The organism is Pseudomonas cyclaminis (assembly GCF_015163715.1).
Taxonomy (GTDB): Bacteria; Pseudomonadota; Gammaproteobacteria; order Pseudomonadales; family Pseudomonadaceae; genus Aquipseudomonas; species Aquipseudomonas cyclaminis.
This window is the reverse complement of the sequence record NZ_JADDUM010000198.1, coordinates 1-26,597: the sequence shown is the minus strand read 5'-3', so window position 1 is coordinate 26,597 and position 26,597 is coordinate 1. Positions and strand designations below refer to the sequence as shown.

The 26,597-nt window shown below is 55.1% G+C and carries 26 protein-coding genes and 2 pseudogenes; 4 read left to right on the top strand and 24 right to left on the bottom strand.

The window, feature by feature from the left end:
- The 4 genes and pseudogenes from IQK56_RS23100 to IQK56_RS23085 all read right to left on the bottom strand — a co-directional run.
- Positions 1–356 (bottom strand): annotated as a pseudogene (locus tag IQK56_RS23100) (alpha-D-glucose phosphate-specific phosphoglucomutase); the annotation flags it as partial.
- A 96-nt stretch (positions 357–452) separates the two neighbouring features.
- Positions 453–1,859, bottom strand: a complete 1,407-nt coding sequence (locus IQK56_RS23095) for an aminotransferase-like domain-containing protein (protein ID WP_193862842.1) — start codon at positions 1,857–1,859, stop codon at positions 453–455.
- The gene (locus IQK56_RS23090) at positions 1,856–3,274 is read right to left on the bottom strand and encodes a hypothetical protein (RefSeq protein WP_193862844.1); all 1,419 of its coding nucleotides are present in this window, start codon (positions 3,272–3,274) and stop codon (positions 1,856–1,858) included. The genes IQK56_RS23095 and IQK56_RS23090 overlap by 4 nt, the downstream gene beginning before the upstream one ends.
- Positions 3,275–3,970: 696 nt before the next feature.
- Positions 3,971–4,993, bottom strand: coding sequence for a zinc-dependent alcohol dehydrogenase family protein (locus IQK56_RS23085; RefSeq protein ID WP_122305648.1), 1,023 nt, complete (start codon positions 4,991–4,993; stop codon positions 3,971–3,973).
- 247 nt (positions 4,994–5,240) lie between these two features.
- Here IQK56_RS23085 and IQK56_RS23080 point away from each other — a divergent pair, with 247 nt between their 5' ends.
- Positions 5,241–6,155: a LysR family transcriptional regulator gene (locus IQK56_RS23080; RefSeq protein ID WP_010210548.1), complete on the top strand. Its 915-nt coding sequence runs from the start codon at positions 5,241–5,243 to the stop codon at positions 6,153–6,155.
- 371 nt (positions 6,156–6,526) lie between these two features.
- Complete coding sequence (locus IQK56_RS23075) at positions 6,527–7,162, top strand: LysE family translocator (RefSeq protein ID WP_027616449.1); 636 nt, start codon at positions 6,527–6,529, stop codon at positions 7,160–7,162.
- Between the two features lie 27 nt (positions 7,163–7,189).
- Here IQK56_RS23075 and IQK56_RS31835 read toward each other — a convergent pair whose 3' ends face one another.
- From IQK56_RS31835 to thrC, 13 genes and pseudogenes are all read right to left on the bottom strand, one after another.
- Positions 7,190–7,954, bottom strand: coding sequence for a methyl-accepting chemotaxis protein (locus IQK56_RS31835; protein ID WP_373682479.1), 765 nt, complete (start codon positions 7,952–7,954; stop codon positions 7,190–7,192).
- A gap of 93 nt (positions 7,955–8,047) precedes the next feature.
- Positions 8,048–9,079 (bottom strand): annotated as a pseudogene (locus IQK56_RS31830) (cache domain-containing protein); the annotation flags it as partial.
- 35 nt (positions 9,080–9,114) lie between these two features.
- Positions 9,115–9,618 carry an Lrp/AsnC family transcriptional regulator gene (locus IQK56_RS23065; protein WP_051550466.1) on the bottom strand — a complete coding sequence of 168 codons (504 nt, stop codon included), beginning with the start codon at positions 9,616–9,618 and terminating at the stop codon, positions 9,115–9,117.
- Between the two features lie 12 nt (positions 9,619–9,630).
- Positions 9,631–10,392 (bottom strand): ABC transporter ATP-binding protein, encoded by a 762-nt coding sequence (locus tag IQK56_RS23060; protein ID WP_027616446.1) that lies wholly within the window; start codon positions 10,390–10,392, stop codon positions 9,631–9,633.
- A gap of 52 nt (positions 10,393–10,444) precedes the next feature.
- The gene (locus IQK56_RS23055; RefSeq protein ID WP_027616445.1) at positions 10,445–11,155 is read right to left on the bottom strand and encodes an ABC transporter permease; all 711 of its coding nucleotides are present in this window, start codon (positions 11,153–11,155) and stop codon (positions 10,445–10,447) included.
- A complete protein-coding gene (locus tag IQK56_RS23050) occupies positions 11,152–11,880 on the bottom strand; it encodes an ABC transporter permease (RefSeq protein ID WP_027616444.1) in 729 nt (242 codons plus the stop codon). Before IQK56_RS23050 ends, IQK56_RS23055 begins: the two co-directional genes overlap by 4 nt.
- Positions 11,881–11,931: 51 nt before the next feature.
- Entirely contained in the window at positions 11,932–12,714 is a 783-nt protein-coding gene (locus IQK56_RS23045; protein ID WP_027616443.1) for a transporter substrate-binding domain-containing protein, read from the bottom strand.
- A gap of 173 nt (positions 12,715–12,887) precedes the next feature.
- Positions 12,888–13,205, bottom strand: a complete 318-nt coding sequence (locus tag IQK56_RS23040) for a DMT family transporter (RefSeq protein ID WP_122675166.1) — start codon at positions 13,203–13,205, stop codon at positions 12,888–12,890.
- Positions 13,206–13,347: 142 nt separating this feature from the next.
- Positions 13,348–14,550: a trans-sulfuration enzyme family protein gene (locus tag IQK56_RS23035; RefSeq protein ID WP_191632484.1), complete on the bottom strand. Its 1,203-nt coding sequence runs from the start codon at positions 14,548–14,550 to the stop codon at positions 13,348–13,350.
- 51 nt (positions 14,551–14,601) lie between these two features.
- A complete protein-coding gene (locus tag IQK56_RS23030) occupies positions 14,602–16,020 on the bottom strand; it encodes an aldehyde dehydrogenase family protein (protein WP_150759968.1) in 1,419 nt (472 codons plus the stop codon).
- Between the two features lie 2 nt (positions 16,021–16,022).
- A complete protein-coding gene (locus IQK56_RS23025; RefSeq protein WP_122675015.1) occupies positions 16,023–17,072 on the bottom strand; it encodes a homoserine dehydrogenase in 1,050 nt (349 codons plus the stop codon).
- 117 nt (positions 17,073–17,189) lie between these two features.
- Positions 17,190–17,627: an Lrp/AsnC family transcriptional regulator gene (locus IQK56_RS23020; RefSeq protein ID WP_027606629.1), complete on the bottom strand. Its 438-nt coding sequence runs from the start codon at positions 17,625–17,627 to the stop codon at positions 17,190–17,192.
- A 14-nt stretch (positions 17,628–17,641) separates the two neighbouring features.
- The gene (thrC, locus tag IQK56_RS23015; protein WP_027616438.1) at positions 17,642–19,045 is read right to left on the bottom strand and encodes a threonine synthase; all 1,404 of its coding nucleotides are present in this window, start codon (positions 19,043–19,045) and stop codon (positions 17,642–17,644) included.
- 238 nt (positions 19,046–19,283) lie between these two features.
- Here thrC and IQK56_RS23010 point away from each other — a divergent pair, with 238 nt between their 5' ends.
- A complete protein-coding gene (locus IQK56_RS23010) occupies positions 19,284–19,766 on the top strand; it encodes a DinB family protein (RefSeq protein ID WP_027616437.1) in 483 nt (160 codons plus the stop codon).
- 55 nt (positions 19,767–19,821) lie between these two features.
- Here IQK56_RS23010 and IQK56_RS23005 read toward each other — a convergent pair whose 3' ends face one another.
- Positions 19,822–20,715 (bottom strand): dihydrodipicolinate synthase family protein, encoded by an 894-nt coding sequence (locus IQK56_RS23005; RefSeq protein WP_027616436.1) that lies wholly within the window; start codon positions 20,713–20,715, stop codon positions 19,822–19,824.
- Positions 20,716–20,744: 29 nt separating this feature from the next.
- Positions 20,745–21,440: a B3/B4 domain-containing protein gene (locus IQK56_RS23000; RefSeq protein ID WP_027616435.1), complete on the bottom strand. Its 696-nt coding sequence runs from the start codon at positions 21,438–21,440 to the stop codon at positions 20,745–20,747.
- A 160-nt stretch (positions 21,441–21,600) separates the two neighbouring features.
- Between IQK56_RS23000 and IQK56_RS22995 the strand changes: the two genes are divergently transcribed.
- Positions 21,601–22,203 carry an XRE family transcriptional regulator gene (locus IQK56_RS22995; protein WP_027616434.1) on the top strand — a complete coding sequence of 201 codons (603 nt, stop codon included), beginning with the start codon at positions 21,601–21,603 and terminating at the stop codon, positions 22,201–22,203.
- 336 nt (positions 22,204–22,539) lie between these two features.
- Here IQK56_RS22995 and IQK56_RS22990 read toward each other — a convergent pair whose 3' ends face one another.
- The 5 genes from IQK56_RS22990 to IQK56_RS22970 all read right to left on the bottom strand — a co-directional run bounded on the left by IQK56_RS22990 (position 22,540) and on the right by IQK56_RS22970 (position 26,423).
- Positions 22,540–23,775, bottom strand: a complete 1,236-nt coding sequence (locus IQK56_RS22990) for a DUF1302 family protein (RefSeq protein WP_193862846.1) — start codon at positions 23,773–23,775, stop codon at positions 22,540–22,542.
- The gene (locus tag IQK56_RS22985; protein WP_193862847.1) at positions 23,772–25,025 is read right to left on the bottom strand and encodes an acyl-CoA dehydrogenase family protein; all 1,254 of its coding nucleotides are present in this window, start codon (positions 25,023–25,025) and stop codon (positions 23,772–23,774) included. The genes IQK56_RS22990 and IQK56_RS22985 overlap by 4 nt, the downstream gene beginning before the upstream one ends.
- 74 nt (positions 25,026–25,099) lie before the next feature.
- Positions 25,100–25,426 carry a hypothetical protein gene (locus tag IQK56_RS22980; protein WP_193862849.1) on the bottom strand — a complete coding sequence of 109 codons (327 nt, stop codon included), beginning with the start codon at positions 25,424–25,426 and terminating at the stop codon, positions 25,100–25,102.
- The gene (locus IQK56_RS22975; RefSeq protein ID WP_060742444.1) at positions 25,423–25,875 is read right to left on the bottom strand and encodes an SRPBCC family protein; all 453 of its coding nucleotides are present in this window, start codon (positions 25,873–25,875) and stop codon (positions 25,423–25,425) included. The genes IQK56_RS22980 and IQK56_RS22975 overlap by 4 nt, the downstream gene beginning before the upstream one ends.
- 14 nt (positions 25,876–25,889) lie before the next feature.
- Positions 25,890–26,423 carry a hypothetical protein gene (locus tag IQK56_RS22970; protein ID WP_193862851.1) on the bottom strand — a complete coding sequence of 178 codons (534 nt, stop codon included), beginning with the start codon at positions 26,421–26,423 and terminating at the stop codon, positions 25,890–25,892.
- Positions 26,424–26,597 lie beyond the last annotated feature (174 nt).

Sequence of the window (26,597 nt, the reverse complement as noted above, 5' to 3'; positions counted from 1 at the left end):
GGCGTGTATTCGTCGCCTTCAGCCAGCATTACGTGGACGCCGTTGGCCGCCAGCACTTCCAGGGCACTGGCGCCGGCTGGGGTCGACAGTGCGTGGGTGTCCAGGCCGACAAACAGAGGGCCGTTGATGCCTTGGGCTTCACGGTACAGGCAGATGGCCTGGCTGATGGCGAGGACGTGCCATTCGTTGAAGCTCAGTTCGAAGGAGCTGCCACGGTGACCGGAAGTACCAAAGGCCACACGTTGGGTGGAGATCGCTGCATCAGGCTGGCCGGTGTAATAGGCCGTCACCAGTCGCGGGATATCCACCAGCAACTGGGCTGGCGCCGGTTTGCCCGCAAAAGGACTGATTGTCATGCATGAACCTCGGAAAGAAGGATGTGGAAAAATGGCAGTTTACTGAGAGTTGGACTACGGCGCGACGGTATCGATCCTACAACCGCAAGAGAAACTTCACGCAGTCTGCGCTTGCCGCAGTGCGTCACTCAACGCCGCCAGGGCAACATCCATGTTGGCTTGCCCACGAAAAGCATGGCTCAAGCGCAAGTTCTGATGGTGCAACCCGCTGACACTGAACAGCTCGCCCGGTGCAATGACCACTTGCTGCGCCAGCAGACGCTGGAACACTTGGCGCATGTCCACCGCACGGGTGGACTCCAGCCAGCATGCCGCACCTGCGCTCGGCATGCGACAGGTCACTTGGTCGCCCAGGTAATGCTGCAGGCGCTGACTCATCTGTGCTGCTTGCGCGCTCAGCTGTTGGCGCAGTGTGCACAGATGCTGATCAATCCGTCCGTTCTGGTACAGGCGCGCAATCGCACGCTGGCGGATCGACGATAAGCGGAACGAGCGCAGCAGGAACTGGCGCTGCAATTCATTGCTCATGCGTCGGGACAGTAAATAACCGTAAGACGCCTCCGAGCCAAGTGTGTTCTCGAATGAAGAAAACACGATCAATCGCTCAGGGTTCACTCGTTCACGCAATGCCGTCTGCGGCGCGCCGAAACCCAGCTCACCAAAGGTGTCGTTTTCCAGCAACCAGCACCCGTACTGGCCCAGCAACTGGGCCGCGTCCAGCCGATCGTCGACCGACATCGCCACGCCGGAGGGCAGGCTGACCGTAGAGGAGAACAACACCAGATGCACCGCCTCTTCACGCAGCAGCCTTCCCAGTGCGGCGCGATCCAGGCCGCCCTCCGGCGTCCAGGGAAGTTCGATGATGTGCACCCCGGCGTCCTGCAACAGGCGCAGGATCAGCCAGTCGCAGGGCGACTCCACAATCACGGTGGTGCCGCGCAGGCCCAGCACTTCGATCAGAATGTCGAGCACGCCGCGCAAGTCGGCACCGATATACACGTCGTCAGCATGCCAGCAGTGCGTTGGCGACGAGGTATACCGGGCCGCCAGCGCCGCCCGCAATTCCCACACACCGCAAGGCTGGGACCACGGCTGCAGATGCGATGGATGCTGGCGCACAAGCTCACGTTCCAGTCTCAGCAACGTTTCATCCAGAGAGCCCAGCAACGCCGGCTCGTCGCTACTGAGCACCACCATGCCGGGGCGCCGGGCCGCCGCGTAGAGGCGGTCGAGCAGGTCCCCACCGCTCCATGCCAAAGGGTTTATCGACTTTGGCCACGCGTAGTACCCCGACTTGGCCACTGAATAGACCCTGCCCTCCTTCTCCAGCAGCGCGTAGGCGTACTGGATCGTTGAAATCGACACGTTCAGGCGCACCGCCAACTGCCGCAATGACGGCAGTTTCACCCGGGTGTCGGTACTGACTTCGTTGATCAGGCTGATCATGTAGCGATAGACCGCCTGATACGCGAAGTCCACTTGACGCTCCGAACGCGGTGTCATTGCTCGGACAATTGCACGGTCTGGTCAGCACCATGGGCCCCTGCGACCTGACGCTTGTGGTTGACACCGACCTGCGGCCGCTTGCGGTACAGGTGCTGCAACAAGGGCAGGGGCAAGCCACTGGTATCCGTGACCCACTGTTGCAGCATTTCGGCGCAGGGTTTGCCCTGGAGAACTTTGTGCAATTCGGGCAGCGCCACCAGCATGCCCGGATGGCATTGGCGCAAATAACCTTCCAGTCGCTCGCCGTGATGAAGAAAGGGTGAAAACAACAGGCAAGTCAGTTGCGTTTCATCCAGGCCAAAGAACCGTTGTGCGTGAGTAGCCGACAAAATCCGGCCTTCACGGGTCCCGACCTCCGCGAGCACATCATCGGGCATGCGCAGGCGCCGCATGTAAGAAGCGGCTTGCTGCACAAAGTCTTGCACCCCTTCTTCATACCCCAGGTCACGTAGGCACTCGGCCTGCAAGCCACGCAGATGGGCCATCAGCAGCGGGTTGGAATAAGCCGGATGGCTGAAGTGAAAGCCCAACGGGTCCGGCGTATAGGCCATGAACTCGGTCAACAAGGTTGTCGACATGAGGTCGACATCCTCCAGTAGATCGGCGATGCCGATGTAGGCCAGGTGACGATGCCCCACCTTGCTCGGGTTATCGCTCGCCACGTAATGCTCCCCGAACAGATCACGGTAATAGCCGTTGCTCCACTCGTCCATGCACGCGAACAACGCGTTGAGCGAGGGTGGATAGCCCTTTGGCACCGTGAGGCCTGCGTTCTGGGCGGTTTTCTTGAGCCAGGCGAGAAACTGACCTTGTTTGCGCGGGGAGTCACCACTGACCAGTGCATGGACGCCGCCATTGCAGGTGGTGACGCGCTGGTAAAAGTCACCCATCGCCAGGTAAGTGTCGTTGCACAGTGTGGCGCGGCAGTCCCCGGCGCTCAGGTGGCCCACCATCAACCTGTTGCGTTGGCCCACCTCACGCCCGACCGCCGAGGCGGGGCGCTGGTGATTGAAGGGCTGTACTTCGCAGTTTTCCACCACCAGCAACTCGACGCGCGGATCGTCGTGCAGAAACAAGCGGCCATAGCCGCGATTGAGCGTGTCGAGGTGCCCTTCAGTCATGCCTGCGTGCCGCAACGTCGCGACCCTAAGTTGGAAGGTGCGCGGCGCCCGGCCGGCAATGGTCAATTGGGCGGCACGCAGCAACGCCAAGGTATAGCTGCTGACTTCGCCGCCACCGTGGGCCACCAGCACCTTGAAATCCCCCACCTGCTCCATGCCCCCTGCCGCCACAACGATCCGTTGGACCAATAACTGGAGGGCGGTGCGCCCGGCGCGATTAAAGTGCCCAATCAAACGTTGCAGAACTTGCTGGTAAACATGATTCATAGCCTGTTCGTGAATAGTGCTCATAGTTCTACTACCCGAGTTGAAATATCAGTTTCGAGCAACTACTGACCGTGTTTGCTCGACCTATTTTGTGTGTAGGAAAATCGCGCACCGCATTGTGCGTCGATGGATAAACACTAGCACCGCGCAACAAAACGACATGGATTCCCCTGGGCGCAAACCTCAACACCAAGGCCACACAACCCAATGAATTTAAAGGAATTACCATGGTAAAAACGCCACCCTTAGGACTCTTCCGACAAGCTCCTACGCATTTTTAACCAGCCTTTTAAAGAAGTGTCCGACAAACCAGAACCATGCAACTTTCCCTTTTTGCAAGCCGGCACCTTGTATGAAAGTACCTGCCGTGCGGAGTTCGTGTGTTCGCCGCGCTCATAATTCGAATAACTATTTGATTCAATCATTGCTCAATCCTTGAGATGAAAGTGAAGGCGCAATTATCAGCGTTGGAATAATGATTAATAGATACAGAAGCTGGCCGAAAACCAGTGCAGATGTGCGAGCGCTGGCGCGTAAACGGCACGCATACAAAGACGCCGCGCTGGGATTCAGGGCGGCGTCAGGGAGAAACGTCAGGATTTGAAGGGCTAAAGTGCCAGGTCGGCACCTTCCGGGGCGGGCGGCTTAAGCCCTGTGAAATGGCGCATTTGCCCCCTCCATTCAGGCGCCGGAGCATTCATTTACGAATACTCCTACAGCTCAAACAGCCGCAACCTGCAACGCAACACGCTCGCGGCACGGGCATTCGTCCATATAACGGTGGGCCTCCACGAACTGATTGAACGGGAACACCGTGGTTTTCAACGGCACCAGCACACGGTCGGCGGTCAGTTGGTTGATATCACGCAATGCACGCTGCAACGCCACCTGGTCCTGGATGATGCCCAGTTCCGGTTTACCGGTGAAATTACCGATGCAGTGCACGAAGAACTGAATATTCTTCTGAAACGCCGCACAAGCTGGGAACGGCGTCTGGTTTCCGCCCTGCAAGCCATACAGCACCAGGCTGCCTCGGGGGGCCAGCACGTCGCCGAGCAAGGACATCTGCGGGCCGCCCAAACCATCGAAAACCACATCGACGCCGCGGTTGTCGGTGAACTTGTTGATTTGCATCAGCAAGTCCTGCTCTTCGGTGGCGATCACCTTCTCTGCCCCAAGGGACAACAGATAGTCACGCTCGGCGCTATCCTTGGTCGCGGCAATCACCCGTACACCCAAGGCCTTGCCCAGTTGTACAAAGGACGGGCCGGCGCAGTGACTCGCGTCGGTGACCAGAGCGAATTGTCCAGGTTTCACCCGGGCCAGATCCATATAGGCAAAGTAAGCAATCAACAGCGGCGTGTAGTGCACACTGGCTTCGATAGGGCTCAAGACGTCCGGATAGCGGGTCAGGGCCGAACGGGGCAGGACGATCTGCTCGCCATACACAGGATAATCATTGGGGCTCTCGGCCGGAAAACTGGCCACTTTATCGCCTACTGCCAAGTCATCTACGCCCTCGCCAAGGGCGACCACCACACCGGCCATCTCATGACCCAGGCCTGATGGAAGACGGGCATGGGACGATGCCAGGTTCTGGCGCCACAAAATGTCATACCAACTGATGCCAATCGCCTCGACACGCACCTGCACTTCGCCCGGTGCGGGCTGCGCGGCTGCATGCTCTTCGCATTTGAGCACCTCGGCCGGACCAAACTTGTGAAAACGGATCGTGCGGGACATCGCAAACCTCGTCAAAGTAACCTCTAATGCCATGAACTTTATCTGGGCTTTGCGGGTAAGACCACAGGTCGCCATTAATAGTCGACATGCCTGTCATTGATTCCACGTATAAGGAATAGACCTCAACCATCGTAGGAAAAGTCAATTATCCTGTGCAGAGTACCAGCCTTTCCCCGTAAGATTAATGCTGGTCATCGTTTCTATGTGGCCGCTCTCGTCAAGTCAGCTGACTCTTCCAGGACACAAGATGAACCGTAACGACCTGCGTCGTGTCGACCTTAACCTCTTGATCGTATTCGAAACCTTGATGCACGAGCGCAGTGTGACCCGCGCCGCCGAGAAGCTATTCCTCGGCCAGCCGGCCATCAGCGCGGCATTGTCGCGCCTGCGCGGGCTGTTTGACGACCCGCTGTTTGTACGCACCGGTCGCAGCATGGAGCCCTCGGCCCGTGCGGTGGAAATCTTCGCCCTGCTCTCCCCGGCCCTGGACTCGATTTCCACCGCCGTCAGCCGCGCCGCCGAGTTCGATCCGGCAACCAGCACCGCCGTGTTCCGTATCGGCCTGTCCGATGATGTTGAATTCGCCCTGCTGCCCCAACTGCTCAAACGCCTGCGCGCCGAAGCCCCTGGCATTGTACTGGTGGTGCGTCGCGTGAATTACATCCTGATGCCAGGCCTGCTGGCTTCCGGCGAAATCTCCATTGGCGTCAGCTACACCGCCGACCTGCCCGCCAACGCCAAGCGCAAAGTATTGCGCCGCAGCCTGCCCAAACTGCTGCGCGCCGACAGCGTCCCCGGCTCCCTGAGCCTGGACGACTTCTGCGCCCGCCCCCATGCCCTGGTGTCATTTGCCGGGGACTTGAGCGGGTTTATCGATGAAGAGTTGGAAAAGCTCGATCGCAAACGCCACGTGGTCCTGGCCGTGCCACAGTTCAACGGCCTGGGTACCTTGCTGGCGGGCACCGATATCCTCGCCACCGTGCCTGATTATGCAGCTGAAGCGCTGACATCGGCCGGCGGCTTGCGCGCCGAAGATCCACCGTTGCCGGTGCGTTCGTTTGAACTGCACATGGCGTGGCGCGGCTCGCAGGATAATGATCCGGGGGAGCGGTGGCTGCGGTCGCGGATTCAGATGTTTTTTGGCGACCCTGAGAGTCTCTAGGGGCCGGATGGCGGGCTGTTTATCCGATCACTTCTGCCTTTTCAAGGACCATGGAGATCCATCCACCTCCAGTGCATTGCTACATTGGGGGCATATCTGAGGGCATGCTTTGGATGGTTCGAAAAGGATGCTCCCAGTCTAAGGTCTAGCAGCCCAAATCTAGAAAAATCACACGCTGATGACGGGATTGGCAGGGGCAAACTCGGCGTAGGACTACAGGAAGTTGGCGATGGAAAACATCCCATTGAGCGCGATCCAGTCCCACGAGATGAGAATCAAATAAGCCAGAAAATTCAGCTAAAGAACCCAATGACGAATAGCTTATGAACACTTAAGCTGCGAGCTATTACAAGCAGCTCGAGGGTCGACTGATGTCATTTGATTTCCACCACCTTCTACTCGTTTTTACCGCCTACATTGTTGGAGCGGCAAGCCCGGGGCCCAGCAATATGCGGATCATGGGCGTTGCCATGCACCAAGGCAGAAAACCTGCGCTGATGCTTGCAGCCGGAGTGATCAGTGGTTCTTTTTTTTGGGGATCGATGGCCGCCACAGGCGTCTCGGCCATTCTGCTTCAGTTCGCAGAGGCACTCTTCGTGCTCAAGATCGTCGGCGGAGCATACTTGCTGTTCCTAGCCCTGAAAGCGGGACGTTCTGCCCTGACACCTGACGAGAAAATTGAGAAAGCGCTGGGCGCAGCACCGCCTATCTCGGGTTTTGGCCTCTACCGGCGGGGCTTGCTTATGCACCTGACCAACCCAAAGGCATTACTGGGTTGGATCGCCACGATGACGCTCGGCCTGGGACCACAAGCGACACCTGTAACAGTTATGATCATCCTGGCTGGCTGTGCCGTGTTGAGCATTTCTATTTTCTGCGGTTATGCGATCGTTTTCTCCACGGCACCGATGATTCGGGGTTATCGCAGGGCGCGCCGATGGATTGAAGGCACCCTTGCGTTGGTCTTTGGCGCAGCAGGTTTTAAGCTGCTGTTCTCGCGCGCGTGATTCAATGCCTGCTCTTGTAGGGATGGCCTAAGTTCGAAAGCCATCCACCAGCTGCTTGAGTCGTGTGGCTTGTCGTTCAAGATCGTCACAAGCAAGCAGTGTGGCCTGCAGGTTTTCCACCCCTTCCTGGTTGAGGTTTTTGATCTCGGTGATGTCGATGTTCAGTGAACCGATGACCGAAGTTTGCTCTTCAGTTGCTGTCGCCACCGACTGGTTGATTCCGTCAATCTCGCCGATGCGCTGACTGACGCTGCCCAGCCGCTCACCGGCCTGGTTGGCGATAATCACGCCGTCCTTACTGTAGCGCTCGCTTTCGTTCATGGTGAGTACCGCCTCACGTGCGCCCATCTGAAGCTCTGCAATCATTGTATGGATCTCTTGGGCTGACGTCTGCGTGCGGTAAGCCAGGCTGCGAACTTCGTCAGCTACAACAGCAAACCCACGCCCGGCTTCACCCGCCCGCGCGGCCTCGATCGCGGCATTGAGTGCCAGCAGGTTGGTCTGTTCGGAAATGCCCTTGATGACTTCAAGAATTCGACCGATATTTTCGGTCTTACCATTCAGCGCCTCTATGTTGCTGCATGACGTGCGGATTTTCCCAGAGAGCGCGCCCATGGCATTTATCGTTTGGGTCACCACCTCGCGGCCATCTTCAGCCTGGCACCGGGCATCCGAGGCCTGAAGGGAAGCGTCACCTGCGTTACGCGCGATTTCCTGGGCCGCCGCGCCGAGTTCGTTAATCGCGGCCGCAATACTGTTGGTGCGATTGGCCTGGTCGTCCGAGTTCGACATTGACGCACTAGAGGTCTGCGTTACACGCCTGGCCACTTCATTGACATGCTCGGTAGCAGAAGACACTTCACGTATTGAGTGCTGAATACGTTCCACGAAAAGGTTGAAGTCTGCGGCCAGTTCTCCGAACTCATCTTTCGAATGCGCACTCAAGCGGCGGGTAAGGTCGCCCTCTCCCTGGGCGATATCCCGCATGGTTGTACCTATCAACCTCAGGGGCCGCATCAGTACGCGAATAAGCAAGCCCAGCAAAAGCAGCGTGGTCGCAACGGCAATAACCATCGACAAAATGGCGGAAGTGCGAAAGTCATCAAGTGCCGCATAAGCTTTGCTTTTGTCGATGGACAAACCGATATACCAGTTCACCGAAGGCAGTCCCTTGATCGGCGAGAACATCAAAATTTGAGGTTTTCCGTCCTGCTCCGTCTCGCTGATATGGGAGCTAAGTGATGGCGTGTTCAGGGGGTAAATATCGCTCAATTGCTTCATCACCCGTTCTTTTTCTGGATGAACCAACACCCTGCCATCTGCGTTGACCAGAAAGGCATAGCCAATTCCACCTAGGTCGAGCGAGCTGACAATGGTCGCCAGCGTCTCCAGTGTAAGATCCCCGCCTACCACTCCAAGCGGCTGGCCGTCCTGACTGACCGGCGTTGCAATGGTCATCATCAGTTGCCCTGTCGTCACATCGAGGTAAGGCTCAGTCAGCGTTGTCCCTCCTGCAGCCATTGCGTCGGTATACCAAGGCCGGGTGCGAGGATCGTAATCAGCAGGTAGATCGTCCTTTGGCCGGATGACGAAACTACCGTTACGACTGCCTAGATAAGTGAAGGTAAACGTCGATAGCAACGACCTCTGCTCCAGCAGCCGCGTGATGTTTTGCGACGCGGGATCATTGGCAACCTCCTGGGCAACATGATCTATTAGAAGTACCCGCCCAGAGAGCCAGAACTGAACGCTTGCAGCCGTGATCTTGCTCATTTCCTCTAGGTGGTTTTCAAGGTTCGAGCGAATGGTTTTGCGCTGAATCGAGTCGTTGTAAAGCGTAAAAAGCGAAAACGCTGCGACAACAACGAATGATGCTGCAAGCAATACCTTATGACTGAACTTCAGGTTCGCAATCATCATGGTTTATCTCTAGGCGTGAAGTGTTGTAATTGTTATTCGATACCAAGGTGCGTCGATGAAGGCTTGATGACGGCCAGCTGTGGATAGGCCACCAGTTTCTCGAGGTGCAGTTCAGTGCTCTCCAGCCATGATTCAGTGATTGATCGGAAATGCTCCATATCCCGGCAGCGTATTCGGAGGCAGTAATCAAGCGCACCACTCACCAAGTGACACTCAATGACTTGCGGGCAAGCACTGACAAGCGCCTCAAATACCTTTTGCGTGCTGCATCTCCTGCCCTCATCCAGTGTCACTAGAACCACCAGTGATAAACCGGGTAATAGCTTGCGCTCGTCAATAAATGCCCCGTAACCGCGGATGACGCCCAGCCTCTCCAGCTTGCGAACGCGTTGCTGACAAGGGCTCTCGCTCAAGTGCACCAGTGAGGCGAGTTTTTTATAGGTGATGCGCCCATTGCGGCGCAATACGTCGACGATGGCCGCGTCGATGCGTCCCAAACCCTCATGGGCCGCGTGGTTCTTTGTTCCGCTGGTCATAGCCAAAGCATTTCACTTAAGCCCGTTGGACAGAAACTGCTGCAGGCGCTCGCTTCTGGGGTTATCCAGAATTTCAGGTCCGCCCTGCTCTTCAACCAGTCCTTGATGAAGGAACAGCAGTTGGTTCGACACTTTGCGTGCAAACCCCATTTCATGGGTCACCATGATCATGGTGCGCCCCTCTTCAGCAAGCCCCTGGATGACTTTGAGCACCTCGCCCACCACCTCAGGGTCAAGCGCCGAGGTGGGTTCGTCGAACAGCATGACTTCGGGCTCCATGGCGAGGGCGCGGGCGATCGCTACCCGCTGCTGTTGACCACCGGAAAGAAATGCAGGGAACTGATCGGCAACACGGGCAGGCAAGCCGACTTTATCCAAGTATCGCCGCGCACGGTCTTCTGCGTCTTTTTTGCTGATGCCTAGCACCCGACGCGGGGCAATGGTGATGTTTTCCAACACGGTCATGTGTCCCCACAGGTTGAAATGCTGGAAGACCATGGCCAAGCGGGTACGCAGTCGTTGCAGCTCGCGGTCATCCGCCACACGTAATCCAGCATGATTTTTAACCATGCAAATTGGTTTGCCATCCAAACTCATGGCACCGTCGTTGGGTGTTTCGAGAAAATTGATACAGCGCAGGAACGTACTCTTTCCCGAACCGCTCGCGCCGATCAGGCTAATGACATCGCCCGTTTTGGCCTGCAGGGAAACACCCTTGAGTACTTCATGGGTACCGTAACTCTTGTGTAGTCCGTCAACCGTCAATTTGTACATGTTCGCAATCATCCTCTAAGCGGGTTGGGAGCGGCCCTGTCAGATACAGGGCTCAGTGAGTCGGCCCTAAAAAGGCCAGCCAATGACGTTCGGCAATTCTGAACACTCCGACCAACGCAAAGGTGACCGCCAGGTAAATCAGTGCCGCAATCCCAAACGATTGAAAGGTTAAAAAGGTCGCTGAGTTCGCGTCACGGGCAACTTTGAGAATGTCCGGCACCGTGGCGGTGAATGCCACCGTGGTTGAGTGCAGCATCAAGATCACTTCGTTGCTGTAATACGGCAGCGAGCGACGCAAGGCTGACGGCATGATCACAAACGCATAGAGTTTCCATCCCGAGAGGCCATACGCTTTTGCCGCCTCGACTTCGCCATGAGCGATGTTGCGAATGGCCCCGGCAAATATCTCGGTGGTGTAAGCGCACGTGTTCAGAGCGAAGGCAAGAATGGTGCAGTTCATTGCATCGCGAAAGAATGCGTCCAACACAGGCTGAGCGCGTATTGCGGCGAGGCTGTAGATTCCGGTGTAGCAGATCAGCAGTTGGATGTAGAGCGGTGTCCCCCTGAACAGGTAGGTATAAAACTGCACTGGCCAGCGCACGTAAAACCTGGGGGACACGCGTGCGATGGACAATGGAATAGATACGATAAAGCCGATGAAAAGCGATGCGCTGAGCAACCATAGTGTCATGGCCAGACCAGTGATTTGCTGGCCATCGCTGTAGACGAATGACCTCCAGTACTCCTGCAGTAGTTCGATCATCGCACTGCCTCCCGTAAACCCGCGGCGTAGTGTTTTTCCAGACAGCGCAGGACGAAGTTGGAGATGCTGGTGATGATCAGATAGGTCAGTGCAGCCAGTACCAGGAAAAAGAACAATTGATAGGTACTTTTTCCTGCGTCCTGGGCAGCCTTTACCAAATCAGCCAGGCCGATGATCGACACCAATGCGGTGGCTTTAAGAATTACCATCCAGTTATTACCCAGCCCCGGGAGGGCAAACCGCATCATTTGCGGGAATACCACAAAGCGAAAACGCTGGGCGCGACTTAACCCATAGGCAGTAGCGGCTTCGACCTGTCCACGGGGTACGGCCAGCATGGCGCCGCGGAAAGTTTCGGTGAAATAGGCGCCGTAGATAAAACCAAGGGTGATGATTCCTGCGACGAAGGGATTGATTTCGATGTACTGCCAGCCCAATGCCACTGTGATGACCGTCAGCCAGGTTTGCAGACTGTAGAAAATCAACAGCATCAGCACCAGATCCGGCACCCCACGAATCAGTGTGGTGTAGAGCTGCGCGGGCATACGCAGCAGCTTGAGACTGGACAGTTTAGCGCTGGCGCCCATCAACCCGAGCAATACGCTAAGCAAAAGAGAGCACAGGGACAGCTTGACGGTCATCCAGGTGCCTTCGAGCAGCAGCGGGCCGAAGCCTTGCAAGCTGAATGCAGAGAGCCCCAATGCGCCTAATAATGGTTCAAACATGATCAACAACCTATAGCGAAAACGCCCATCCAGCGGACGAGCGCCGGGTGGTTATTTGCCGCTGTAAAGATTCAGATCGCCAAAATGCTGCTTCTGGATCGAATCATAGGTGCCATCGTCGTGAAGAGCCTGGATCGCTTTATCCAGCAAGGCCTTGAGCTCTGTATTGCCCTTGGCGATGCCGATGGCTGTTTTGGAGGGAAGATAAGGGCTCTCGACCGACGGGCTCATTTCGTAGTCAGCGCCCTGGGGGGAGTTGATAAAACCCAGTTGGGCTTGAAGCGCATCCTGAAGGGATGCATCCAGCCGCCCCGCTACCAGGTCGTAATACACCTGATCCTGGTTCTGATAGGACTGGATTTTTATCCCGGCTTTGTCCAGCACGGCCTTGGCGTAAGCTTCCTGGATACTGCCTTGAAAATAGCCAACCGTTTTGCCTTTGAGTGATGCCACATCCGTGCTCAGGTCCGACCCCTTCTTGAACACATAGGACGTGAATCCGGAGAAAAGCTCGCTTGAAAAATCAATGGCTTTTTCACGAGTGGCCGTCACGGTCATGGATGACAGGATACCGTCGAACTTGCCGGCCCTGAGGCCTGGAATCAGGCCATCAAAATCGCTTTCCACCCAGATGCATTTGACTGAAAGCTTGGCGCAAATCGCGTTGCCCAAGTCAATATCAAATCCCTTGAGGCTGCCATCGGCGGCCTTGGACTCAAACGGCGCGTAATTGGCATCTACGCCGAAACGCAAGGTGGAGTATTCTTTGGCAGACACTGCACTTGTGCACAACGCCAAGCCCATTACTAAACATAGCTTCTTTAGCGAAATCATAATTACATCCCTAGATATTGTAGTTGGATTAAGGGCAGTAAACATCCGACAGCATTAACCATGACGCTCGTTATTATTTAGCGAGACCTGCGTCTGGACTTGAACGTTACCTGAGTACGGCGACTTTACGAATATGGCAAATTGAACGTTATCACGAGCAAAATGCTCGCCTTTCAAGCAGACACCAATTTCATCATTAACAGTCCACTGACAATCAATACGGCGGCCACGATACGCAACAGCGTGGCGGGTTCACCCATGAAGAAAATACCTGCAGCAAAAGCTCCCACAGCGCCGATCCCCGTCCAGATGGTGTATGCCGTACCCAGCGGCAAGCTCTTCATCGAGAAGGACAACAGCGCAAAACTGGCAATCACGGTTACAAATGTAATGACCGTGGGCACTAATCGCGTAAACCCTTCAGATTGCTTCATCGAAAAAGCCCACACAACTTCAAATATCCCCGCAACTATCAAACTCACCCAAGCCATGAGCAACTCCCAATCAATAAAAAACACCAAGACTGTTTGCGCCAGGCGCAATTAACACGTCAACGTTATTAAAAAGACCCCCGCGAGGACGGGGGTAAAGACGGGTTGACCAAACCCTGGTTACATAGCGCCCGTATTCAAATCACTTGAATGTTGCGTCCAGCGCGAACGCAATATCCTTGATCAAGTCATCTGGGTCTTCCAGCCCTACAGAAAACCGCAAATGACCGTACTGGCGGAACTCTTCGGGGTACTTGTCAAAGCCACCTCGACCCTCTGCACCTACGTGCACGATCAGTGATTCGTCATGCCCTAATGAAACGGCCGACGTGATGATGCGCAGGTTCGAGACAAAGCGATTCTGGGTATCAGGATCACCCTCTACGGCAAACGCCATCACAGCACCATAGCCCTTGCCCGCAAATTGCCGGCGCGCCAACTCATGCTGCGGGTGGGAGGGCAAACCGGGGTAGTAGACGTAGGCAATCCGATCATCGCTATCCAGAAACTGAGCCAACTTTTCGGCCGAGTTCAATAATTGCTTCAAGCGCAGAGGCAACGTGACCGAGCCGCGCATGATCATCCACGCGTTGAACGGCGAAATGGTCGCGCCGAGGTCAACCAAGGCATCATTCTTGATCTTGTTGATCAACTGGTTGGAGCCGATCACTACCCCGCCCATGGCATCACCATGGCCATTGATGTACTTGGTCAATGAGTGAATGACGAAGTCGACACCGTGTTGACTTGCACGAAAAAATGGAGGCGGCGTGAATGTGGCATCCACAGAGATCAGCGCGCCATGAGCGTGTGCAATCTCAGCCAATGCCGCAATGTCTGCAACTTTCGTGGTGGGGTTGGCGATCGTTTCAGTGTGGATCAGCTTGGTATTGGGGCGAATGGCGTTACGTACCGATTCCAGGTCACCTACGTCTACGAAGGTTGCCTCAATGCCGTAACGTTCAGGCAGTAGTTCGGCGAAAAGCCGCCAGACTGCCTGGTAGGTGATGTCACTGACGATGACGTGATCACCACTTTTCAAGAATGAAAAAAATACCGAGTGCAAGGCAGCAACACCGGTCGCGAATACCACCGCGTCTTCACAACCCTCAAGGGCTGCGAGTTTTTTCTCAAGGCAAACCTGGTTGTGGCCTTGATTGCGTGTGTACACGAGCCCGTCCGGGCTCGACCAGTCCATGGTCGCGGGGTCTTCCGGCAAGAGATAGGAGTTCGCCATAACCAATGGCGTACGGACGGCGCCACTGGTGACATCCGCGACATTGCCGCCATGAACAGCAAGTGTCGCTGCAGATAATGTCGAAAGGTTGTGCTTATCGGGGCGCATGTCGATTCCTCGTTATTGTTGTGTAATTCATTCTTGAGTTGAGCGAATTGTTTAGCTTCCACTCACACCGTTGATGCAAATGACCTTGGGCTGCGTCATATCTTCGTAAGCAAAACGTACGCCCTCGCGGCCCATGCTCCCGTACTTGAAACCGCCGAAAGGCATTGCATCAAAGCGGTAGTCGGAAGAGTCGTTGATCATCACCCCGCCCGCCTCCAGTCGTTTAGCGGCGGTCATTGCAACCTTTAGATTGCTGGTGAAGATCCCAGCATGCAGGCTGTATTCAGGCTCGTTAGCCAGCGCTAACGCTTCATCCAGGGAGGCGACGCTCTGGAGGATGACCACCGGGCTGAACACTTCTTCGCACCACAACTTGCATTGGCGGTCGACGCCTTCCAGCACGGTAGGTGAATAGAGCGAGCCGTTACATGTGTTGCCAAACAACAACGTGGCGCCTTTGGCAATGGCGTCATTGACCACTTCCTCGGTACGCTTGGCTGACGCCTCGGTAATCATCGGCCCTACGTCCGTCTGCTCATCAGCAGGGTTGCCGACGATCAACTTAGAGGTCTGTTCAACAAAGCGCGTTTTGAAGGCTTCATAGAGTGAGGCCTCAATGAGGATCCGTTGGGTACCGATGCAGTTTTGTCCGGCCGCCCAGAAAGCCCCCGACACGCATGAATCAACGGTTTCATCCAAATCACAATCAGCCATCACGATGACCGGCGCATTACCGCCAAGGTCCATCGCTAGCTTCTTGAGGCCAGCTGTACGAGCGATCTGCTCACCCGTGACAAAGCCGCCGGTGAAAGACACCATGCGCACCGCACGGTGGGCCACAAGAGCCTTGCCCAGGGCGGCGCCGCCTGTTGCGACGGTGGCAACAACCGGAGGCAGACCCGCGTCGATCAAGCACTCCACCAGCTTGATCGCTGATAGCGGTGTGAGCTCAGACGGCTTGAGAACAACTGCATTTCCTCCTGCAATGGCAGGCCCCAATTTATGCGCGACCAGGTTAAGCGGGTCGTTGTAAGGGGTGATGGCAACGATGACGCCCAACGGTTCACGGGTGAACCAGCCCTGACGGGATTCAGACCCGACATAGGCGTCAAAAGGAATGACTTCACCGGCATTGCGCTTGGCTTCTTCGGCGGACAACTTCAAGGTATTGACGCATCGCAACACCTCCTTTCGCGCCTGCTTCAGCGTTTTTCCTGACTCCGCGACGATCAGTTTGGCAAAGGAGTCCTTGTCACGCTCGACTGAGCTTGCGGCCTTTTCCAAGATACGCGCACGCTCATGGCGCGGCAGATCCTTGGCAATCAAGGCACCTAAAATGGCGGTGTCAACTATCGTGGTAGCGGATGATGCGGGTATGTCTGCCACTTCACCCACTTTGCTGCCGTCAAACGGGCTGAGCACCGTAATGGCCTTATAATCAGCAGCGAGCGAGAGACTCAAGCTATTCATGATTACTTACCTGACGTGGTTTTGTGGTTGTGGATGCTTACGATGTCGGCGAGCAAGGCAAATGCGGTTTCAAAACGACCTGCCCCCGCACCCACTACAGTGACGGGACCGAGAATGGCCGTGTTGAAGGTAATTGCGTTGGTGGCTCCGCTCACGGCTGAGAGCGCGTCGCTCGCCGGCAAGAGCTTCGGACTCACTGATGCTGAAATCGAACCATCGCTCCGTTTCTCTGCGCTGCCAATCAGCTTCCAGCGGGCATTTGCTTTCGTCGCCTCGGCAATATCCTTGGCCGTGATTTCAGAAATCCCTTTGCACAGGACGTCGCTTGGTTTGAGTTTTGCGCCTAGCAGTTCATTGGCGAGGATGACAACCTTCAAGCGCACATCGTGCCCTTCTACATCCGCTGTTGGGTCAGCTTCGGCATACCCCAGTTCCTGCGCTTTTGCGACAGCACTGGAGAAGTCCAACCCCGTCTCCATGCTGGAGAGGACAAAGTTTGAAGTACCGTTGAGAATCCCCTTGAAGCCGGTGATTTCCGAGCCTGCCAGTGACTCCTTGGCCAAACGGATAACCGGGGTCCCACTCATGACAGAACCTTCAAATTCAAAGCAGGCGCCGGTGCTATCGGCCAGCGTCTTCAAGCTTTGTGCATGCAGCGCCACGGGCCCTTTGTTGGTGGTCACGACACTGACGCCCTTTTCCAGAGCCCAGCGGCAGAAGGTCGTAGCCGGTTCACCATCCACAGGATTGGTGAACGTTGCCTCAGCGACAATATCGGCGCCAGAGAAGCGGATAACGGTTTCGTTTGCCGGCTCAGCAGTCCCGCCGGCCAGGGTCCTGAAACTGCCTTTAGCAGCAGGCACTGCTGCCAATTCACGAGCGTCCAGGCCGTCTTTGTTAATGATCGAACCGAGGTAAAGGTCACTGACACCGACAATCTTCAAGGTAAAACCTAATTCATCAGCCCAACGCGAATTCTTATCGGCAATAAGCTGGGTCAGCGCGCGGTTAACGCCACCAAATCCAAGCAACGCAATTTTGTATTCAGTCACGACAGGGTTCTCATTGTTATGTTGTGGTGCTGAGATAGTAAGCCGCCAACTTAACTTTACGAATATGGCAAACAGAACGTTGTTGCGAGCAAAATGCTCGTACAACAGCGCAACTTGCTATTTTGTGCTCGACAGAACAAAAGACGTTACGGTATTCAGGACTCCCGGCAGCGTCGAGATCTCACTCCATACCCTGTGGATACGATCTGCATTCATCGCCTGAACCGTCAGTACAATATCGAGGTCGCCACTCATCACATTGCAGGAAATAACTTCAGGCATTGCACCAACGGAACGAACAACTTCTGAATCTCGCATACGATCCTTACGATAAACGAAGATTAATGCATTAATGGGTCCTGCATCAGCTGAAGGCATACCTTTAATAATTGTGTAGCCTCGGACATACCCATCGCGCTCCAATCGCTCAATCCGCAGCCTGACTGCGTTCCTGGACAAATTGACTTTTAGGGCAATATCGTTGTGGGCCAACCGTGCATTGCGAGTTAGCTCCTCCAAAATCTTTTCATCAACTTTATCTAAAACACGTTTCATCTCTGGCTCCGGACTTATAACGAGTGAGACTCCGTGTCTTTTGATAATGCCCTGACCAGTGAGATCAGCGACCTGACGTCGTTGGGAATTGAAGTACAGTCTTGTTCAGCAACTACAGGAACACCAATTGTATTTAGGTGGCCAACAATCTCTGACTTTTGGGTTGCAGTGCCAACTTTCGACGGATGTGTGGTTGCCAGGCAAATCATGGGGATCATCAAGCTGCGTCTGCTTACACGTGCAGCGCGCAAGCCGATGGCGGTATTGGGACTGACCAGATATCCACTCTCTGCAAAGACCTCATGAATACAACTGAATGCGTCTGCATCGTCCACAGCCAGTGAGTCAAACAGTTTGCGTGCCTCCAACCATTCATCCTGCGCTAACTGAATAGTTCCCTCGCCTTCTAGCAACTGCATATTACGAGCTACTTTTTCTCCGCATCGATTTAAAATGCTCCACTGTAGGCGCTCAAAATTAGAGGCTAATGAAACATTCATCGTGGGAATTTTGGTAGCACGAATTTCATTTCGACTGTACAGATTTGATTGGAGAAAGTTATGCAGTCCGGCGTTAGTATTCGTGGCAACGATAAGCTGTCGAATCGGCAGTCCCATTTGCTTGGCAATATAACCAGCGTACAGGGCGCCAAAATTTCCAGTCGGGACACTGAAAGCAATCTCTCTTTTAGGCGCACCGAGCTGAAGAGCAGAATAGAAATAGAAGGAGAGGTGCGCAAGTACGCGAACCCAATGCACTGAGTTGAACGAAATAAGATGCTGCCGTGCATTATTACTTTGTTTCAGGAACTGCTCACACAAACGATGACAATCAGAATAGTCTCCGTCGACCGCAACATTCACAACATTATCTTCGTGCGTACTCAGTAAGCGTATGCGATCCTCCGCCGTTAACCCCATGGAAGGATGCAATACCAACAACGTAACGCCCTTCATTCCCGAAAATGCTTTTATTGCTGCGGCGCCAGTATCTCCACCTGTACAACCTATAATCAGCGCCTTCTTACCAGACCTGAGTAAATCATGATCGATAAAGCGAGACATCAACTGAAGGCCAACGTCTTGGTAGACGCCTGACGGCCCATGAAACAATTCGAGTATCCACTCGTTACTTGCGGTCTGGTACAGCGGTGTCACTGCGTTGCTTTTAAAACAATCAAAAATCTCCTCAAGCATCCGAGACAACAGATCCTGCTCGATCCATCCCCCCAGAAAGGGCTCGATTACGTAGCGAGCCAATTCATGGAAGGGCAACCATTCGAGCTTTGAGAGCTCCTCCTTTTTGAAGCGGGGAACCTTGTGCGGCACGTACAAACCACCGTCAGGCGCGTACGCCCCCATCAGCACCTCGCTGAATTCGTACGTTCTACCAGGGGTCCGTGTGCTGACGTATTTCATGATCCAAGACACCCTCAAGCCATTTCCGAGCCGGCCGCCTGCAAGCTGGGGCTTCTGCGGAATTCAATGCGGTAGCGTTAATCGCCTTTGATCCAGCTTCATACCAATGACCATAAAAGTCAATATATCGACTATTATATCTCACTAACGGTATTCCGTTCCCGTTACACGAACCCCCCTTTTGTCCAAGCCCATGGGATGTGCGAGGGCCGACAATGCTTAGAAATGGGAGAACACCATGTGTGCCAAGAATCTGCTGCACTCGCTTTATCAGTACAAGGCATGGTCTGAGGATGTGTTATTCAGGTGCTTGAAAGCGCCCATTTCGCAGTCGTTTCCTGTGGAAATGGAGAAGGCCTGTTATTGGCTCAGGCACATCAATATTGTGGACCAACTATTCATCGCCAGACTGCAGGGAAAACCGGAGGAATTTGACGACGTCGTCACTGAGCAGCGGCAAGACATTCGTCAGTTGGAAGAGGCTTTCACAGCGGCAAATCAATGGTTTGTCGATTACACGAAATCAGTCACTGCAAAGGAGCTGTCTGAACCGGTGGAATTTATTTTCAAGGATGGCAAACCCGGCAACATGACCAAAGAACAAATCCTTGCTCATGTGCTTTCTCATGGCCTGCAGCATCGAGGAAGTGTTAGCACGATCCTACCCAGGGAAATCCTGGAGGGACACCAAGATCATTTCACAACGTTTTTGAAACTGTAGGCAGTTGGATTTCTGCCTCCTCAACCATGATGAGGCAGAGTGTTCACCGCAGTGCTCAGCTCAATTCGAGCGCGTCTATCACCGCTGCAATTTGCTTGCGTCCTTCCCCTTCGATGGTTCTAAGCGGCAAAGGCACGCTCGGAGAGTGAGTAATGCCGCGTAGCTCCGCTGCAGTGGCTATCACGCGAAAGCTACCGCCAAATTGGCTGAACAATGCCCAAAGCGGCTTCAAGGATTCGGAGAGGCGCATAGCCTCAAAGGCGTCACCTGACAATGCTGCTCGTGTGATGGCGAGCGCCGTATTGGGGAACAAACCGCCCATGACCGAATACCAGGCATCGCAGCCGGCATTCATTCCAACAGCGGCAAACGCATCGCCGCTTATTCCAATAGTCACGTGACTCGGAATCAATTTCCGCAGGCGCTCCACACGCTCCCTGGCCAGATGTGGCGCCTCGGGGACGCCAGGGATTTTGATTGAGCTGACATTGGGTAGCTCTGCAATACGCCCGTGTAACTCATCGGTAAATTCGAAATGAGTGGTACCAGGATTGTCATAGACACATAGCGGGATTGAGACGTTGGCCGAAACCATTTCGTACATCGAGAACACATCGTCCTGAGTCAGTTTTTGATATGACACGGGTGGCAGCAGCAAGGCTTTGACCCCCACGGCTTGCGCATCCTCAGCCAGCAGCAAAACGTCGCGTGTACGCAGCGCGCCGATGCTCACCATCACAGGCACGTCCTCCGCGGCCTCTACTGCCAACTGAGCAACTCGAGAACGTTCGGCTCGAGAAAGATACGCATAGCTTCCGGTGGATCCTAGAGCCCCGATGGAATCTACTTTAGCTGCCACCAATTGCTGCACAAGACAAGTAAAAGCATTTTCGTCCACACCCTGCTCATCCATAGGGGTCAGAGGAAATGCACTAAGACCGGTAAACATCGTCATCACTCCTTGCAGTGGTCTATGGACTATTTGGCCCCAGGACCAATCAGTGAGCTTTCGATCTGGACGCCTGGCATCATTTGCTGCAACCCTTCGATGAGTTTGTCCCCCGCTTCCGTCAGGGCTTCAAGCGGCATCGCCGGCAGACTCTCCAGAATGAACCACATGCTCCTCGCGTCAGCACCGAGACGGGTCCTGACACCTTGCCGCCAATTCCAGCGACGGCAGGTCACGCCTTTGTCATCGCGCCAGACAACCTCGCCGGCATCCGGATACTCGAAGGCAGCAGCCCCCTCTTTCATCGTGTCAAAAGCCTCAGTGCCATCAGCGACTACGAGCCGTGGGGAGCCCACATAGGCTTCAATGTTTTCCCCGCCAACCGGGATGGCGTACTCAATGCTGATTGCGTTGTAGAGATCGACGATGGGATCCAGGCTAGGCAAGCTGCCGTCACGTAAAACTCGTTTACGCAGCGCTTCAGCTGAACAAGGTGTGCGCTGCGGCTTGGCCCCAAACTTTCGAAAGGTCTCAGCCCATGCAGCCAGATGGCCTTCTCCCCAGCTTGGCCCACCTTCCTGCACAGCCTTGCAAGCACGGTCCAGCGCAGCCTGGGCCACCTCAGGATGAGCCAGTGGTGCAGCTTCCACCACGATACTCAGGGCCCTGAACTCCGGCGCCAGCTCGGCAACGGCTTGATCGATTAACGGCAGTACGGACAGCATCAAAAACCTCCAGGAACCTAAATGTCATTTCATGCTAGTCAGCGACGACCAATAAAGTCAATATAATGACCATTATCATCTACTATAACGGCTGAGCCGATTGACGGAGCTACTTATAAAGGCCGAGAATCCCAGCACATTTTTCTCATGACCTTCATCAATGACCACCAATACCAGCCTGTCGACTACCCCTGGCGCTGATGCTCATGCCGTCAGCCTGGCCGTTGCGCGCACACTTAAACAGGCACGCAAAACACAGAAGATCACGCTGGATGAACTTTCCCGCCGTGCTGGCGTGAGCAAAGGAATGGTTGTCGAAATAGAGAAATGTACGGCGAACCCCAGTATCGGCATCCTTTGCAAAATCGCCGCCGCGCTTGGACTGTCTGTTGCAGACATCGTCAATGTGACCGAAGCCCCATCCGCCCATATCATCGACAGCCAAGACATCCCCACGCTCTGGACCGGTGACCTGGGAGGAACGGCGCGCCTCCTGGCGGGAACGTCCGGCCCTAATATGATCGAGCTGTGGCGTTGGGAAATGCATCCAGGCGAATCTTTCGCTTCACAGGGGCATCCTCAGGGCACGCTTGAACTGTTTCATGTGGAGAAAGGCACGCTGAAATGCGTGGTAGGGGAAACAGAGTTGGTCATCCCTGCGGGGAGTTCGGCAGTGGCGAAAACCGATGTACCTCATTCCTATTCCAACGCTGGCAGATCCAAGTTGGTGTTCACCATGTCCGTGACGGAGATGCATCAGTAGATACCGGCAGACTCGCAGCCAGTGAGCATGTGTAAGGCGGGCGAACCAGCCAATTTCAAAAGGGCTGCGCCACCGAAAGCCATCAAGCCCCACGTAGCATCACCGCCAGGGCGTGCACTCGCAATTGCGAGTGCATCGCATGCAACTGGGGGCAAAATTGGGGGCATATTTGATATTTTTCTGCCTGAAAATATCGTCCTAGAGCCCAGTCAAAATGTTTTTCGGCGACCCTGAGAGTCTTTAGTAAAGGAAATGCATCCCTATTCTCAAAACGTCCTCCCTTAGACTGAGTCGCCATCGCCCGCAAAAATCACATTAACGCAGCGCATGTCCACGCTAAAAGGAATAACGCACAGCGTTGATCCACCGGCTTTGTTCGTCAAAATAACCGAAGCTACGCTGACTGCCCTCGAATATGTCCACACCCGTACGTAGCTGCCAGTGGGCATCAATGTCGTACCGCATTTCCAAAGAAGCATATTGCGCATCCAGGCGCAGGTCCTTCGCAACGTAAGCGGTGAGGTAAAGCCGGCCCTGCCACAGCTCGCGGCGTACCGCCAAGCTGATCACTTGCGTGCGATCCTGATCGACGGCGCGCGCCACTGCCTCCTTCCAGACGTTGTAGTACTGCATGCCGAAGAACCAGTCCCCACTCAAGTAATCCATACCCAGCAGCAATTGCTTCTGACGGTTCTTCTCCAGCTCAACGATGCCGGTTTGTGCCTGGGAGTAACGATAGGCGTCAGGTACGAAGGCCGCTTCACCCTTGAATACCACCGGTCCTATCGGCATCGCGAATGAGCCGCCAAGCAGTGTGCGACGCTTCAGTGCTTCTCGATAACTCAGACCAGCGGGTGTCAGCCGGGCGGAGTAGGTCTCTTCAGTCTGCCAGCCGTGCCAGCCATTCAGGGAGTAGTCCACCCCATGGGCGTTGCCGCTCCAACGCAAGGCGGGTGTCCAGTCGGAAGGTTTACGCCAATCCGGACCATCCGCTTCGTTCTGAGGGATATTGCCCAAATAATCGCTGACCCTGGTTTCAGCAAAACGGGCACCGCTATCGGGAAGGAGGTCCTTACGCGTCTGGGGGATCAACAGCAGCTGTAAGGATTGATCCTGGAATACCGAGCATTCACTTTGGAGCATGGCCAATGGGCGTCGTTGCTCGACATAGTCGCCGAAATAGCCTTCGCGACGGTCAAACGCATGGATCACGTCCAGAACCCTGAGCCGGTCAGCGCTGCCCCAGACGACTTGTTGTATACCCAGCGTGGAGGTACATCGTTCGCCTTGGTATTCAGCGAAGAGTTCACGGGGTTCGACTTCGTGATAGTCGCCGTCCAGTTTATTTTCCTGCAATACCCTGACTTGCAACTTGTAGCGCCAGCCCGATGCATCCTGCCAACTCCCCCCCAACAATGCGGAGTACTCGTTGAGCCCCCACTCGCCTTCGCGGGTCAACGCTTGTCGGGTTTCCAGACGACCGTTGACATCAAGTGCGTCGAGAGCGTCGCCGTAACAGACATTACTCAGTATCGCTAATGCAAGGCCGACCTTGACTGCCGGTACTTTCATAGGCTCACCTGTGAGGCAAGCAACGGGTCGATCTCGCGCTCTTCACCGGGCTGGATGCAATCCTGAAGACCTGCATCAATCGTTGCCCAATCGCTTAAGTAATTCATTTTTCTGACAGGTAAATGTGTTCTTTCCCACGCGTGCAGCGCCCTCTCCAGTCGATAGTCCACCCAACGGCGACAGAATTCATCCAGCGGTTGCGACGAGAGCATCAACCAGGCAGCACATTCCCCCAACCTGAGCGAACCCGCAGATAAACGCGAGGCGGACACCTCTTCGGCGGTCCACTCCAGGATTCGTGCTCGGGTAATTTCGCCATGGGCGGTCTGGTCAAGGTAGGCGATGACCGTGCTGGGTTGTTGCTGCACGCGCTGGCCGATGAATGCCGCCAGCGTTTCCGAAGGCCCTTCGAATAAACGCGTAATACGAGCGTCGCGCCAGAGTTGTCCAATGGGATTATTATCGCAATAGCCGCGAGCCCCTAGCATCTGCAGCGCGCTATCACTGACCTCTCCGAGCACCTCGCTGGCCAACCACTTCGTCGCTGCCAGGACCTCGGGGGGAGCGTCAGGTAAGCCCTGATCCAGTCGTAGCGCCAGGTCATCGACCCAATTACCAATTGCAGTCGCTGCACAGAGCGCGTCATCAACCACGCGTTGAGTATGCTCATGATCCCAAAGAGGGTGACCGCCCAGGCTACGTCGGGTGCTATAGCGGATCATCAACTGAACACACCGCCATAACCCACCGACACAGGTAGCGGCAATACCCAGCCGGCCGAACGCCATCGTGTCGCTGGCAACAGCCAGGCCTGCATAGGCACTTCCCAGGACTCGGTCCTGGTTGACCAGCGCAGCTTCAAAGGCCCGGCCGTCCAGTTCAATAAGCTTGATGCCTTCAAGATCGATAAACGTCTTCACACTATCGATCTGGAATTTGAAACTGGCCTTGGAGATCGGCGCGACCTCATAGTTCTCGGCAAATGCACTGTTGAACAAACAGCGGATCTCCTCCAGATTCGAACGCAAGTCAGTCCGCGTAGCGCTGCGCACACTGAACTGGCTACCTGGTAATACTTTTTCACTGCGGCTGGCCTTGCGTCGCGCACGGTACTGCTCCACGTCAACCCCGTACGTGCTGAAGGTGAAAACCAGCTCGAAACCCGCCAGCTTGAGAGCGTCGGCGTACCAAAGCGGGTTATAGGTTTGCAGCAGCGTGGGAGGCCGGCCGTCGATGTTCTCGAGTAGCAACGCGGCATCCTGTGTCGAGGTATAACTGTAAGGCCCCAGTAACCTTGATTTGCCACGCGCTATCGCCCATTGCCCTACCGCTTCGAATAATGCCCGCGTGACGGCGGGGTCTGGCGCGACTTCAAAAAAACCGAAAAAACGTGCTCATGACCAAAGCGCAGGTTGTATGCCGCGTGAATACATACGCTGACTCGACCCTGGGCCTGACCTTGGTCATCCAGCGCCAGAAAATGCTCAATCTGCGCTTCGCGAAAGAAGGGGTTATGTCGTGGTGACAATATCCGTTTCATGTCACTGCGTAAGGGCGCAACCCAGTGCTGGTCGTCGGCGTACAGACGAAAAGGCAGGTCGATAAACTGCCTTAACCGCTTTGCCGTATCCACTGCTTCGACAGCAATCATGAGAGGTCCAAAAGCTGTTGCATGTTGCGGTGACGTGCTTCAAATATCCGGTCCATATAGGCGTCGACAAACAACCACTCAAACAGCGCACCGCCTATGGCGTGATAAGTCACTCGATCGGTATAAAGCGTCCCCCCGGCAGCGGATTCAACGCGATGCTCATGCCGGAACGCACTCAGGGGCCCCTTGATCATTTCATCAATGAAATACTCGTTGTCTTTGACTTCGCGGATGCCAACGGTCCAATTGGCAGGGATAAACCCGAACATCCAATGCCGGAAACGGAATTGACGCCCTTGCTCGATCCGCAGGTCAGCAATATCTATGTTTCCAAGTGGGGTAACGCGCTCCGGGAAGATCTTCGGGAAGTTCACACCTTCCATGCAGAAGTCGAATACCTCGGCACAGCTACGCCCCTTGATGAGGGTGGTTTTTTCCAATACGGGCATACTCGGATCCTCTCTTAGATGGTTTCGACAGCGGTAGCGGTGCTGAATCGTTCGGCGTATCTGCGCCACTGATCGGGGTCGAGGGCTTTATCAAAACTGCGAAATCCAGCCAGCATGAAACCGTGGCGCACGGACAACGATTGAACCAATTCAAGGTCATCATTGCTGAGGTCCAGAGCAAGGCTCGTGCGGCAGGAAATACCTTCGAGGGCGAGCATCATGGTTTCGGCCATGCAGGCGTATGCGAGGTCTTGCGGGATACCGTAACGTGAGCCCAAGCGCGCTTCTCCGGGCATTTCGATAATGCCACCGTCAAACACCAGCACGTCCGGCCGGCGACTGGAGATATCCTGGCTGACATTGGCGGGTCGGGAGATGTCACACAGGATGGCCCCTTCGGCGATGTCATCGGCGCTGTTAGTCGCAATCAGTACCAAGTCAGCGTCGGCCAACGAAAGGTTGATGTCGTTACTCCAGCGCAGCGCGGTACGCTCACCGTTTTCAGTCAACAACAAGGCTGCGAGATCCGCGCTCTCGTGTTCGTTCAAACGCTCAGCGATTCCAGCAAATCTGCTTGAGCAACTCCAGCATTGCGGCCAACCCGCTGCCATCACGCATTGTCGTATGAGTTAAATCGTGCGGCAGAAGCGCGATTGCTAATCTTTCGGCCCACGCGGCGAGCACCACGGTCAGCACCTCCATGGGGTCGTTTGCGGGAGGGG